The following is a 12,710-nucleotide window of genomic DNA, read 5'->3' on the forward strand; positions in this document are numbered from 1 at the left end:
TCTGTCAGCCGGTTGGGTTCGTCATCGGGTGCCCGACAGCCGGTCGGCCAGGGACCGGGCCAGGTCCAGGTCCGGCTCCCGGAGCACGTAGTAGCTGATCCCGGTGCGCGCCCGGCGTTCCTGGAGCAGGTCCACCAGTTCGTCGACCGAGGCACCCAGCAGGGTCTCCGGGGTCTCCCGGGCCGTTTGCGCGCTCACACCCGTGTCCGACACGTAGTGGTCCAGCTTCGCCCGGGCGTCGGCGCCGAGGCCGGCCCGGACCACCAGGACGTTCAGCTCGACCTCGGCCGCCCGCGCGCCGAGGTGCTCCCGCAGGACCCGCGCCTTCCGCTCGGTCGACTCCAGGGACGCGTCGACGGCTATCTCGTGCGGGGTCGACCCGGCGGCCAGGTTACGGGAGAAGCTCACGATGTCGGCGGTCTCGGCTGCCAGCCGGAGCATCCGCCCACCGCCGGCGCCGACCAGCAGCGGAACGGCGGGACCCGGCAGCCCCTGCAGCGACTCGATCGTGTAGTGCTTGCCGTGGAACGAGAACTCCGCACCGCTCCAGCACCGCCGCACCACCTCGACCGCCTCCGCCAGTCGGGAGACCCGCTCGCCACCCGGAGCCAGCGGCAACCCGAAGTGCTGGTAGTCACGGTCCATCCATCCCGCGCCGATGCCCAACTCGAAGCGGCCGTCCGACAGCAGGGCCAGCGTGGTCGCCTCCCGGGCCAGCAGGGCCGGGTGCTGCAGGTCGTTGTTCCGGACCAGCGTGCCGATCCGCAGCGAGGTCCGCGCCGCCGCGTCGGCCAGTGCCGCGCCGGGCGAGAACTGCGGGGTCGAGTGCATCGGCAGGTGCAGGCTGCTGATGCCGGTGTCGTCGAGCCTGGCCAGCAGCTCGCGCCAGGCCCTCCCGGACGGAGCACCCTTGGTCAGGATGCCGAAACGGAACGGATTCATATCCTTCTCACCTCGTAGGACAGCGTCGCGGGGTCGAGGGGTCCGGGCGCCGAGCCGGCCGGACGGTCCAGCTCCGGCGGCAGCGGGCACCCGGCGGCGCGCAGCCGACCCAGCACCGACCACCGGGTCAGCCCGTTGGCGGCCAAGGTCTCCCAGCCGGTCGGCCCCCAGCGTTCGCGGTAGCCCAGCCGGGCGGTGCCCGCGGGCCGGACCGCCTGGTAGACGGAGCCGAGGTGATGGGCGGCGACCCACGAGAGGCACACCCCGGGCAGCTGCGGACCGCAGGCCCGGCGGACCGCGCCGGGATCCAGCCGCGCCGGTTCCACCAGCGCGACGATCCCCACCCGCACGCCGTGCTCCGCCGCGAGCGCCATCGCGGCGGCCGCCTCGGTGACGGCGATGTCGCCCACCGCGACGATCACCGCGTCGTCAGCGGCCGCGCCCCGCAGGCGGATTCCCACCGCCGCGCCGCCCGGGTCCGGCAGGTCGAGCAGCTCCTGCTTGGAGCAGGTGACCGTGGCCAGCACGTCCCGGTCCTCCAACGCCTCCCGCATCCTGCGCCGAGCCGAGCCGGCGCCGAGCGGGAAGAGGACACGAACGGGGCAGTCCCGGGCCCGGGCGAGCAGCCCGCCCACCAGGTCGGTGTTCTGGTGCGTCGGCGCGTTGCCCCAGCCGAGGCTGGTCAGGACCACCGCGAAGGGCGGGCGCCCGGCCGGTGGACGGACCGTGATCAGCTTGAGGTACTGGGCCAGTTGGGTGGCCACCAGGGGGGCGAAGGCCTCGTAGGAGACCAGCGCCGACGGGACGCCCGCCTCGGTGCTGCCCCAGGTCCACGCGGAGCAGAGCTCCTCGGCGAGCACCTCGGTCACCAGGCCCGCCGCCAGGCAGCGGTCGATCCGGTTGGAGGCCCCCTCGTCCGGCGAGAAGACCCGCACCGACCGGGCGGCGAGCACCTCGTCCACGGCCGCCATGGGCGAGCCGGTGCCGACCCCCGCCGCCGCGGGACGGCCGCCGTCCTCGGCCGCCGGCGCCGACGGGCCGTGCGCCGTGGGCAGGTCGAGCCGGATCCGGGCGGCCAGGCGCCGCACCGCGGGCGACACGCCGCCGTCCCGGTCGACCACCGGCGGGGAGTTCAGCCCGCCGAGCCAGTCCTCGAGCTCGGCCCGCACCTGCGGGTCGGTCAGGTCCAACCCGCGGGGCTTGTGCGCGTGCGGGCCGCGGAACGGCAGGCCGCCCAGCAGCGCCGGGGCGGGCCAGCCCTTCTCGGTGATGCTCAGCCACGCCGCCGGGGTACCGGCCGCGGTCGACTCCCAGGCGAGCCGCGCCGCCTCGGCGGCCTCGTCGGGGTGCGCGCCGCTGCTGAGCACCGTGTAGCCCATGCCTTCGAGCAGGCTCTGCAACCGCTTGGGCGAGAACCTCGCCGCAGCGCCCATCCTGGCGCCGTTCACGTTGACCACCGGCAGCCAGCTGCTGCCCGGGGCCGCCGCGAGCACGTCGTGGTGGGCGAGGGCGGCCAGCGCGGCGGGCGTCTCGCACTCGCCGTCGCCGACCACCGTCACCACGCGCAGACCGGGTGCGGCGGCCGCGATGCCCTGGCCGACACCCAGCGCCGGGCCGAGCTCGCCACCCACGTAGGGCAGTTCGGGGATTCCGAGCAGTTCGGTGGGCTCGCCGCCGGGCTGGCCGTAGCGGCGGTTGGCCGCGCTGATCGAGGCCGCCGTGGCGCCCGAACGCAGCGCCTGCTGGGCGAACAGGTAGCTGCCCGCGTGCCCGGTCCCCGTGATCAGCAGGAACTCCTCGTCCGCGGCCTGGGCCAGGTGCCCGGCCGCCCAGGCGATGCCGGGGTTGCAGCCCCAGTGCCCGGCGGCGCGCCGCCGCTGCGGCGCGCCCGGTGGCGGCCACGCCAGGCCGGCGGCGTGGCTGAAGGCGAGCAGGCAGGCCGCCCGCCAGTAGTCCACCGCGGCGCTGCCGGCCGGCGTGATCACCGGCGGGCCACGATCAGATCGGTGTGCTCCACGGTCTCGAACCCGTCACCCGGCTTCAGCGCCAGCAGCCGACTGGTCAGCTCGGACTCGAACTCGCCCAGCCGCTCCCCGAGTTGCACCGGTGAGGCATAGGAGGTGGACAGCTGCTGGCCCACCACCTCGGCCACCGAGAGCAGCCGGGTGGAGGTGAACCGCCTCGTCTCCAGCCACTTGAAGGCGGAGTCGCCCAGCACCTCCTCGTGGCCGCGCTTCGGGTGGCTGTAGGTGCCGCGTCCGGCCCGCCGCTGCGGCCCGAGGAACTCGGTGACCACCTCCCGGGTGACGTCCAGCCAGGCGCCCTCCACCGAGGCGGACTTCGAGAAGATGCTGGCGGAGCCGGAGACCAGCGCCACCCCGCCGTCCGGCTCGACCAACCCGTCCAGCAGCTCCAGCACCAGCTCGCGGTCCATCCAGTGGAACGAGGCGCCCATGGTGCACAGCCGCAGCCCGGGCAGGCCCGCCGTCCGCAGGCCCTCGCCCCGGCCCAGGATCCAGCGCACCCGGCCGTACTCGCCGTCGGCCTGCAGTCGGACGCCCTCGGCGATCATGTCCGGATCGGGGTCCACCGCCCAGACCGTGCTGCCGGTCCGGGACAGCGGCAGGGCGAGCTGGCCGTTGCCGCAGCCGAGGTCCAGCACCTCGGCACCGGCGCCGAGTCCGAAGTCGGCGGCCAGCTCCTCGAGCAGCTCGGCCGGGTAGGGCGAGCGGTAGCGCGCGTAGTACTGCGCGGTGCCGGAGAACAGCTCGCGGTCGTGCGTCATGACGGGACTCCATGCTCTCTGCGGTCTTCCAGGAAGCGCACCAGATCCGCCGTGCGCTCTGTGACCGTCGAGTCTGCCCTGGCCTCGTAGATCATGGAAAGCGCGTGCCGTTGGTCCGCGGCGGAGAGCACCTCCAGTGAGAGGCCCTTCTCCGCCAGCAGGGCGCGCAGGCTCGCGGGGACGGTGTACGGCGAGCGTTCCCGCCCCGCCAGGAGCCAGGCCAGAGCCGGAAGTTCACCCTGATGGGCGACCACCGCGGGCGGCCCCGAGCGGCGCTTCACCACGATGGCGGTACCGCCCGCGGCACCCGAGGAGTACCTCAGCTTGGCCCGGGTGACCCGGACCACCAGCTCCGCCAGCTGGGGTGCCACGACGATCTCCCGCCCGGCCCACTCCTCGTGGTCCCCGGCCACGACCGCGAAGGCCTGTGCGGGCGCCGGACCCGCCGCCCGCAGGTCCGCCGCGAGCTGCGCGAGGCTGCCGGCCGCCAGCCGGGACTGCAGCCCGGCAGCCGCCGGAGCCGACCGGTCGGCGTCCTCCTGGTCACCGACCACCAGGGCCAGCCGCGGATCGACCCGCTCGGTCTCCACCAGCCTGGTCCAGAACCGCGGATCCTCCTTGACCAGACCCAGGGCGCGGGACTCCACCACCGCGCTCAGGTGGCGCCGCAGCACCTCGGGCAGCTCCGGTGTGCCGGGGCCGGCATTGCTGGCCAGCACCACCCGCCAGCCCGACTCGACCGCGCTGCGCAGCAGTTCCGCCGCCCCGGGCAGCACGACGGCCTCGCCCGGATCCGCGGCCAGCACCTCCGCCACCAGGGCCGCGGTGGCCGGCGGCAGGTCGAGCGCGCGCAGGCAGGCCTGCGCGTCCGCCGCGGTCAGGACGGCCGCGCGCAGCCGGGACTCCGCCTCGGCGGTCAGCCCCTGGGCCTGGCGGACGGCCTGGACCACCCGGGTGGTCAGCCCCGGCCGGGTCCGGGTGAGGAGGGTGCCCCCCGCGTCGATCAGCAGGACGGGCCGTGGATCAGCCATCGAAGAGGTCCGTTCGCAGTTCGCCGCCCCAGCCGGGCGCGGTCGGGATGGCCAGGTGACTTGCCGTCATGGCGGGCGGCTCGGCGAGGTGCGCGGCGCGCCGCGGTTCGAGCAGCAGGTGCAGCTCCACCAGGTCGATCGGCTCGCCGGCCGCGGCCAGGTGCAGCGCCGGGAGGAAGCCGCCGCCGTGCGGGGCGCACCGGGCCCCGGCCCGCGCGGCTTCCCGCACCAGGTGCCGCAGGTTCACCAGGCCGCCGCAGAACACTGCGTCGGGCTGCCAGACGTCGACGCGCCCGGCCCGCAGCTGCGCCGCGTCGGCGTGGCCGTAACAGTGCTCGCCCGCCGCGTGCGGCACGGCGAACTCGCCCGGCCGGGCCGTGTCCACCTCGTCCGGGTGGTACGGCTCCTCGACCCAGGCGAGCGCACCGGCCAGCGGACGGCAGGCGGCCCGGACCCGCTCGGGTGACCAGGCGCCGTGGAAGTCCACCGCGAGGCGACCGGGCCCGCGCCGCACGACGAAGTCCTTCGTCAGGTCGATCAGCTCCGGCCCGAGCACCTCCGCCCGCCACTTCTGCACGGTGAACTCCTCGGCCAGTTCGTCCATCACCCGTGGCAGCCGGCTCGGCACCGGGTCCACGCCGAAGCAGGTCGCGTAGGCGGGCACGGTCCGTTCGACGGCCCGCGGTGCCAGCAGGGCCCAGACCGGCAGCCCGGCCCGCTTGCCGAGCAGGTCCCACAGGGCCAGTTCGAGCGCGCCGACGCTGAGCGAGAGCACGCCGGTGTGCCCGTGCCGGGTGGCCCGGCGCAGCCGGCGTGCGAAGTCCGCCGCGTCGACCTCGGCCGGCAGGGCGGGGAAGGCGGTGGCCAGCAGCTCGGGGGCCCTGGCGGCCACGGCCTGGTCGACCGGCCCCCACCACCCCCAGTGCCGGCCGTCGCCGACGCCGACCAGCCAGCCGCGCACGGGGTCGCGGCGCGCGTCGGTCCGGACCGCCGGATGGTGCGCGGCGGGTGCGGGCGCCGGCACCGTGAACGCGTGCAGCCGGACCTGCGCGACCCGCACGGTCCAGCCGGTGCCGGTGCCCCGGCTCATACCCTCGGGCCCGGCACCGCAGCGCCCGCGAACTCGGAGTACCACAGCGGCCGGTAGTTCTCCCAGGACTTGGGGACCAGCCCGGTCGGCGCGAACACCTTCTCGAGCTCCGCCCGCAGGTCGAGGTAGTAGGTCAGGTCCTCGGCCGCACGGTGCCGGGCACGCCGCATGTAGTCGTTGTGTGCCTGGAAGACCTGGATCCGGGGGAAGGTGCCGACCCGCGGCGCGAGGTGGCCGATCCCCTTGACGGCGGTCTCGAGCGAGTCGAGGCCGGCCACGTAGGTGAAGTCGCCGACGATGTCCAGCTCCCGGCAGTCCTCCAGGATCTCGCCGGCCCGTTCCAGGGTGAGCGAGGCCTTGGTGTCCTTCAGCAGCAGCGACCTGCGCTCGAAGCACTCCATGGTCAGGGTCAGGTGGAACGGTCCGCAGGTCTCCCGCAGCCGCGCCAGGTCCGCCCGGTCGCGCAGCACCGAGGAGAGCAGGTGCAGCCGGCCGGTGAACCCGTAGCGGTCGGCCGCCATCCGCAGCGCCGCCATGTGGTCGATCGCCATCCCGGGGTAGTGGAAGCAGCCGCTGCAGACGGTGATGACCTCGGTGTGGGAGAGGTCCGGCCAACCGTTGTCGGCCATCAGCCACTCCAGCACCTCGGCGAGCTGGTCGGCCGTGGCGAGGGTCTCGTCGGCGGCGTCCTCGATCACGTTGGGGCAGAACAGGCAGCCGGTGCACTTGGACCGCGAGTGGGTGTTCAGGGTGATCGACCGGCCGCCGGCCCGCAGGTAGGTCAGGACGACGTCGTCGTTCTCCAACGCGACCACGTCGGCGACCGGCTCGCCCGCGAGCCGCAACGCGCCGTCGGCCACCTCGAACGGGGACTGCGCGTTGTCGAACGGCAGGATGATCTGCCAGGTCTCCGCCGAGCCCTGCGGCCGCAGTTGCATCCGGGCCCTGGGGTAACCCTGCAGCGGGCGGGCGCCTTCGGAGTTGGCCGCGATCAGTGCCACGTCCAGGTACGGCACCCGGTGGCGCTCGGCCAGGGCCTGCAGCTGCGCGCTGTCCATGCCGGTCGTCGTGGTGTCGTTCACAGTCCGCCTCCGATCCTCGCCGGATGACCGGCCTCCAGCTGGTCGAGCAGACTCACGAGACCCAGGTCGGTCACGGAGCCGTTCAGGTGTCTGCCGTCACTCCTGGCCTGCTCCTTCACCTGGAACAGCCGGGCGTCGACCTTCGAGACGATGTGGCGGTAGGCGGCGAAGGCCTTGCCCTTGGTCACGGTGCGGTCCTCCAGCGTGCCGAGCGCGAAGCTGCACGGGCGCGGGGCCGAGGCCTTGAGCATGCGGCACAGCTTGCGGATCCGGTCCGCGAACTGCTCGTGGCTGATCCCGGAGGCGGCGACGATGACTTCGTCCCCGCCGAAGGTCCCGCAGACCCGGAACGCCGCGTCGGTGAGTTCGACCGCCGCCCAGCCGGCGGTCACCCGCCCGACGGTCTGCATGCAGGCGTTGCCCGCCAGGTGCCCGAAGCTGGTCGGATCGCCGGCCCGTCGCTCGGAGACGTACTCCCGCAACCCGTCCACGTCGCCGATCGCGAAGTGCAGTCCGTCGCCGGCGAACAGCGGGACCATCTCGACCAGGTACTTCTCGAAGGACGGATACGCGACCAGCGAGGTCAGCGGATCGCAGTACAGCGTGCCGTCGTCGGCCTCCCCGGGGGCCTCCCCGAGACGGAGGTAACTGTATCGGCGATCGTTCACAGCGCCGGCTCCTGAAGGCTGATGGGGGCAGGGATGTCGGCGCGCACGCCGAGGGGTTCCAGCGAGCCGAGCAGGTCGGCCGCGGCTTGCACCCGCCGCCGTGCGTCGGGGACGTCGACGGGCAGCATGCCCAGTCGCTCCACGAGCTTCTCGGCCCACAGGTTGGTCCTGGCGGGCAGGTGGGGGACGAGCGGCGTGTGGTAGTCGGACTGCCACAGCAGCAGGACGGCGTCGTCGTTGTGCCGCCGAACCTCGTCCAGGGTGCGCTTGCGCAGTCGCTTCGCGGTCACGTGGTCCATGCCGATGTGCGTCCACGCCGCGTCGGGGTCCTCGAAGTCCTCGACCTCGATGCCCAGTCGTTCGGCGTCCTGCCAGACCGGCATCGTCTCGTCGGTCATCGAGAACACCGACAGCATGAAGTGGCCGGTGTACTCGCCGCGCAGGAACTGGTGGGTGAGTTCGTAGTCCTCCGGGGCCTCGCCCGGGTAGCCGACCATGAAGGAGGACCGGTACTTGACGGGACCACCCGAGAGCGCCTCGTGCGCCCGACGGTTGTGCTCGGCCCGGACCTGCTTGTGCATCAGGTCCAGGGACTTGGGGCTCATCGACTCGAACCCGATGGACAGCGTCGAACAGTGCGCCTCGGCCAGCCGCTCGACGCTCTCCCGGCCGGTGATGACGTTGGCCCGGGTGTAGGCCTCCCAGGTCACGTCCACCGAGGGCAGCAGTTCCATCAGGCGCCGCATCCTGGTCGGCGGCACGGTGAACGTCGAGTCCATGGCCCGGATGTGGCGCGCCCCGTTGACCTTCCGGTAGCGCGCCCAGTCCGCGGCGATCTTCTCGGCGGACTTGTAGCGCCACTCGGGCGATGCGAAGGGGAAGGAGCAGAACTTGCACGAGAACGGGCAGCCGCGCATCGACTCGTAGGGCACCACCGGACGGTGGTCGCTCCCGAAGCCCGGCGACGGGTGCGCCTCCAGGTCGATGTACCCGAATCCGGTCAGCCGGTAGCGCTCCGGCCCGGTGCGGATCACCAGGTTGGGCACCTCGTCGAGCCCCTCGCCGCGGTCCAGGGCGTCCAGCAGCAGCGGAATCGCCTGTTCACCGTCGCCGCGGACCACGATGTCGACCTCGGGATGCGCGCGCAGGATGGAGTCGTACTTCAGGTTGCTGTACTGACCGCCGAGGACGACCAGCGAGCCCTCGCACCGCTCCCGGATCCAGGTCAGGGCGCGCCGCAGGGTCCCCTTGTCGCAGATGAAGGTGGTGGACAGGAAGACGACGGGGTGACGGCCCGCCGGTTCCCCGTCGGCGGCCCAGACGTGCTCCAGGTCCATCAGCTCGAAGCACCGATCGGCCGCCAGCAGGATGGATTCGAGGGTGCAAGAGGTCAGATGCGGCACGCTGCCGCGTTTGGGACGTAACAGCGGCTGCCACCGCGCACCGTCCGAGTAGACCAGGTCGGTCAGGCGCAGCGTGCCGAGGGGATGCCCGGGGTGCTCCGGCGCGAGCGGCCGGCTCGCGTGGGCATCGAACATCGTGCCGTCGTAGTACGTGCTGTTCTTGAAGTACGGCCCCTCGCCGGAGAGGACCAGGACGGACTTCTGACTCGGGCCGGGACTGAGGTCGACCAACAGGCACCTCCGGGTTCGGTTTGGTCGGTGAGCGGTCGGAGTGCCCGGAATTCGCGGCGCAGCGGCGGTGGAGCCGACATGTGGGCGTCGACGGAATCAGGCGACCGAGGCATTCCGCCGGACGTACCTGTGGCTTTGTGCCATGAGCACCGGCCGTTTCAGAGAATCGTCTGCCGGGTCGGCTGTCAAGGCGCGGCGGACGGCACGGTCCCGAGCGCCGATTCGGGCACGCCCAGGGCCTCGCTGACGGCCCGTGCGTGCACGGCACCTTCCCGGACCAGTCGCGGGGCGGACGAGCAGTCGACCACCGTCAGGCCCCGACCCAGCGGGCAGACGCCGCCGTCCACGAGGATCTCCACCGGCAGGGCGGTGCGCTCCACGAACCGTGCGACCTCGGCCGGGCTCAGGGCCGGCTGCCGCTCGACGGCGTCCCGCCCGTCACTGCGGCTGACGACCGTCACCGCGGGCGGGTTCCTGGTCTGCGCGGCCACCTCCCCGAGCAGCCAGGGATCCCGGGTGACCATCGCCGTGCGGGTGCCGAGCCAGTCCAGGTCCGCCGCGGACCGCGGCTCCGACCACGGCAGCAGCAGGGCCAGATCACCGGGCCAGAGGCCTTCGGCCAGGCGCCGGGCCTGGTCGGACAGCGTGAACCGGGCTGCCACCGCGGCATTTGACGCCATGACGAGCGCGAGGGGCTTGGTGGCGGGCCGCCCCTTTCCCGCGAACAGCAGTCGGCACGCCCGGGCATCGGTCGAGTCCGCGCACAGCATGTACCAGCGCCGCGTGGGCAGGACGACGATCCCGCCCGCGTCCAGCACCGCGACGGTCTGCGACGCCGCCGCCTCGGTCAGGACCTTCATCGCCCGCCGCCCGCCGGCTGCCGGATACTCATGAACTCGTTCCCCCTCCGACAGAGCAACATCGCATGCCCACTGTGCTCGTTCCGGCATCGGAACACAGCTGTTCAACCGGGGGCCGTCCGCAGTTGAACGTCCTCCGACACAACAGACCAGGTCGCTACCCGAATCCGGTCCTCAAACGCGTGCGTACTTCGTCGATCGCCACCTCGCGCGAGGCCGCGGAGACGATCATCCACTCCATCGTCCGCAGCAGCCCTTCCGCCTCGTCCGGCGCCATGAGGCCGGTGTCCACCCGGACGCCCAGGACGAACTCGTCGGCAGTCTGGTAGGCATCCAGGTAGAGCCCGAGGTTCTCCGCGTTCGTCGTCGTGTTCCAGGTGAACGTGGTGGGAGTGCGCCGGACTTCCGCGGCGGGGGCGTCGACGGACAGGAGGTTCAGGACGACGGCGTTCCCCAGCCGGTCGAAGCTGACGCCGCGACGATGCTCGGCGGCACGCCTGACCCTGGCGAGTTCCGCCGGTGCGTAGCGGGCCTGGCGCAAGGAGCGCAGCGATGCGGTGGTGGCGGCCGCCATCGTGTCCGCCGCGGTCTCGCCGATCGGGAGGTGCAGAATCGCCTCCTGGGTCAGCAGACCGGCGTAGGACGTCCAGGCGGGGTCGAATCTGTTGCTGGAGATGAGGAACAGCAGGGCGGACGCGGTCTGCGCCCGGCACGCGGTCACCACGGCCAGCGATCCGGCGAGGATCCCGGCCCGGGTCACGCCCGCGGTGTTCTTCAGGATCTCCAGGGCCGGGAGCAACTGGGCCGACCGCAGCTCGCCCAGCCAGAACCGCCGGGCCTGCGGGGTCCGACGGCGCTGCCACATCGTCGGCGGTGCGAGCTCGTAGACGGCGGCGGCATGTTCGAGCGACCGTCGCTGGACCCGCCGGCCCGCCGCGGACTCCTCGAACCGCCCGAGGTCCAGCGGCGACGCCGTGACCGGGTCGCCGCTCGGGTCCGCGGGCCCTTGCGCCGCCACCGCGGCGAAGTCGAGGAAGACGACCCGGGAACCGTCGGCGTCGGCGAGCAGGTGGTTGACCCGCAACGCGATGCGCGCCACCGCGTCCTCCTGAACGACGAAGAGCACCCGGACCGTCGTCTCGAAGGTCGTGCCCGCCAGCAGTTGCCGGGGATCCGCCGAGAACGGGTCGGCACTCCGGTGCACCGAGACCGGCAGCGCGCCGGCCGCGCTGACGTGCTGGACCGGCACGCCCTCGGCGGTCTCCGACAGCGAGGTCCGCAGCGTCGGATGGCGCAGCACCAGGCGGCGCACCAGATCCTCCGCCCGATCGATCGGCAGGGGTCCGACCGGATCGTGGACGATGATCACGTCGAAGTCGCCGACGGCGGCTCCCGAGGCCAGGACCACCTCCCTCATGAACTGCTGAGCCCAGGTCAGGCCGCCGGTTCCTGCTCCGGCCCCACCGGAGTACGTGCAGAGCACGCTCTCCTCGGACGGGCTCGCGACAGCGCCTCCGGTCACGCCATCGCCTTCTCGCGCTGCTCCAGCTGTTCGGCGAACTGCGCCCAGGAGTCGGCGATCCGGCGCGCGTAGTCGGCTACGGTGCGGGTGCAGTGCGGGGGTACGCTCTCCACCATCTCCTCGCAGTCCGACAGGCTGATCCCCCGGCTGTTCAGCCAGCGCAGCAGGAGCCGGCCGGAGTCGGTGAAACGCAGCGAGGGATCCCGCATCAGCATGTGCATGATCACCGAAGGGTCCTGCACCACCGGCTGCTCCACCTGCCTGGCGTCCCGCCGCCGAACTGACGGTGCGTCATGTTCCTGGGCCTTGACCGACGGTACCGCCATCTCTTCGGTGGGATCAGTCAACTCGTCGTCCGGCGGCGGGCCGCACCGCCGGGACGCCACCGGATCCTCGCCGGACAGCAGCCGCTTGCGCACGTCGAACGCGGTGCCGAGGGAGATGCCGGCATCCCTGGCGACCTGCCGCAGCGAGGCATGGGGGTTGGCGCTCAGGATCTCGCCGGCCGCCTTGCGCCCCACGGCCGTGCTCAACGGCCGGACCTTGCCGTCCTGACCGACCCGGCTGTGCGGCGACGGAGCGTCCCCCATCGTCTGCTCGCGGACCGTCCGCACCGTCTTCGCGGCCAGACCCGTCACCTTGGCGATGGAACGATCCGACCACTGCGGGTGCGAGATCACGATGCGCGCCGCCGCCGCCTGCCGGTCGGCCAGCGTGAGCGGCAGCCCGTGCGCGATGTTCGCCTTCACCGCGAGGACGAACAGGTCCTTGCCGTCCGTGTCATCGACGAACCGCGCGTCGATCTGCTGGGCGCCGCGCAGCCGAGCGGCGCGGAGCCTGTGCATCCCGTCGATGACGCGCATGGTCGGGCGGTGCACGACTATCGGCGGAAGCTCCGCCTCCGATTCCGCAAGCATGGTGATGTGCTCGATGTTCTCACCCGCCAGCCGGGGTGAGTCGGCGGGAAGCAGCTCGGCGACGGCGACCGATACGATGCGGTTCTCGTCCGCGCCGTATTTCCCGATCGGGCCGGAGGTTCGACCTTCAGCGCCTGCCGCGATATCGTGTTGGTAAGTCCCCGCATTCATAAGCGATA

Annotated in this window: 11 protein-coding genes; all 11 read right to left on the reverse strand. The window is 72.8% G+C overall.

Going from position 1 to position 12,710, the window contains the following annotated elements:
- Positions 1-21: 21 nt before the first annotated feature.
- The 11 genes from ACQRUO_RS02335 to ACQRUO_RS02385 all read right to left on the reverse strand — a co-directional run bounded on the left by ACQRUO_RS02335 (position 22) and on the right by ACQRUO_RS02385 (position 12,702).
- Positions 22-942, reverse strand: coding sequence for a TIGR03621 family F420-dependent LLM class oxidoreductase (locus ACQRUO_RS02335; RefSeq protein WP_428313962.1), 921 nt, complete (start codon positions 940-942; stop codon positions 22-24).
- Entirely contained in the window at positions 939-2,927 is a 1,989-nt protein-coding gene (locus ACQRUO_RS02340; protein ID WP_428313963.1) for a hypothetical protein, read from the reverse strand. Before ACQRUO_RS02340 ends, ACQRUO_RS02335 begins: the two co-directional genes overlap by 4 nt.
- Positions 2,924-3,727, reverse strand: coding sequence for a class I SAM-dependent methyltransferase (locus ACQRUO_RS02345; RefSeq protein ID WP_428313964.1), 804 nt, complete (start codon positions 3,725-3,727; stop codon positions 2,924-2,926). The genes ACQRUO_RS02340 and ACQRUO_RS02345 overlap by 4 nt, the downstream gene beginning before the upstream one ends.
- Positions 3,724-4,758, reverse strand: coding sequence for an HAD family hydrolase (locus tag ACQRUO_RS02350; protein WP_428313965.1), 1,035 nt, complete (start codon positions 4,756-4,758; stop codon positions 3,724-3,726). The genes ACQRUO_RS02345 and ACQRUO_RS02350 overlap by 4 nt, the downstream gene beginning before the upstream one ends.
- Entirely contained in the window at positions 4,751-5,848 is a 1,098-nt protein-coding gene (locus tag ACQRUO_RS02355; RefSeq protein WP_428313966.1) for an enolase C-terminal domain-like protein, read from the reverse strand. The genes ACQRUO_RS02350 and ACQRUO_RS02355 overlap by 8 nt, the downstream gene beginning before the upstream one ends.
- The gene (locus ACQRUO_RS02360) at positions 5,845-6,930 is read right to left on the reverse strand and encodes a radical SAM protein (protein ID WP_428313967.1); all 1,086 of its coding nucleotides are present in this window, start codon (positions 6,928-6,930) and stop codon (positions 5,845-5,847) included. Before ACQRUO_RS02360 ends, ACQRUO_RS02355 begins: the two co-directional genes overlap by 4 nt.
- Positions 6,927-7,598 (reverse strand): hypothetical protein, encoded by a 672-nt coding sequence (locus ACQRUO_RS02365; RefSeq protein WP_428313968.1) that lies wholly within the window; start codon positions 7,596-7,598, stop codon positions 6,927-6,929. The genes ACQRUO_RS02360 and ACQRUO_RS02365 overlap by 4 nt, the downstream gene beginning before the upstream one ends.
- On the reverse strand, positions 7,595-9,232 hold the full coding sequence (locus ACQRUO_RS02370) for a B12-binding domain-containing radical SAM protein (RefSeq protein ID WP_428313969.1): 1,638 nt from the start codon (positions 9,230-9,232) through the stop codon (positions 7,595-7,597). The genes ACQRUO_RS02365 and ACQRUO_RS02370 overlap by 4 nt, the downstream gene beginning before the upstream one ends.
- 185 nt (positions 9,233-9,417) lie before the next feature.
- Positions 9,418-10,092 (reverse strand): L-threonylcarbamoyladenylate synthase, encoded by a 675-nt coding sequence (locus ACQRUO_RS02375; RefSeq protein WP_428313970.1) that lies wholly within the window; start codon positions 10,090-10,092, stop codon positions 9,418-9,420.
- A 157-nt stretch (positions 10,093-10,249) separates the two neighbouring features.
- Positions 10,250-11,614, reverse strand: coding sequence for a hypothetical protein (locus ACQRUO_RS02380; RefSeq protein WP_428313971.1), 1,365 nt, complete (start codon positions 11,612-11,614; stop codon positions 10,250-10,252).
- Positions 11,611-12,702: a ParB N-terminal domain-containing protein gene (locus tag ACQRUO_RS02385; protein ID WP_428313972.1), complete on the reverse strand. Its 1,092-nt coding sequence runs from the start codon at positions 12,700-12,702 to the stop codon at positions 11,611-11,613. The genes ACQRUO_RS02380 and ACQRUO_RS02385 overlap by 4 nt, the downstream gene beginning before the upstream one ends.
- Between the last annotated feature and the right edge of the window lie 8 nt (positions 12,703-12,710).

This window comes from Kitasatospora sp. LaBMicrA B282, from assembly GCF_050325825.1.
Lineage (GTDB): Bacteria > Actinomycetota > Actinomycetes > Streptomycetales > Streptomycetaceae > Kitasatospora.

Bases quoted from the DNA above. Each gene is read 5' to 3' on its own strand.
- ACQRUO_RS02335 (WP_428313962.1), bottom strand. From the start codon at position 942: ATGAATCCGTTCCGTTTCGGCATCCTGACCAAGGGTGCTCCGTCCGGG.
- ACQRUO_RS02345 (WP_428313964.1), bottom strand. From the start codon at position 3,727: ATGACGCACGACCGCGAGCTGTTCTCCGGCACCGCGCAGTACTACGCG.
- ACQRUO_RS02350 (WP_428313965.1), bottom strand. From the start codon at position 4,758: ATGGCTGATCCACGGCCCGTCCTGCTGATCGACGCGGGGGGCACCCTC.
- ACQRUO_RS02355 (WP_428313966.1), bottom strand. From the start codon at position 5,848: ATGAGCCGGGGCACCGGCACCGGCTGGACCGTGCGGGTCGCGCAGGTC.
- ACQRUO_RS02375 (WP_428313970.1), bottom strand. From the start codon at position 10,092: ATGAAGGTCCTGACCGAGGCGGCGGCGTCGCAGACCGTCGCGGTGCTG.
- ACQRUO_RS02385 (WP_428313972.1), bottom strand. From the start codon at position 12,702: ATGAATGCGGGGACTTACCAACACGATATCGCGGCAGGCGCTGAAGGT.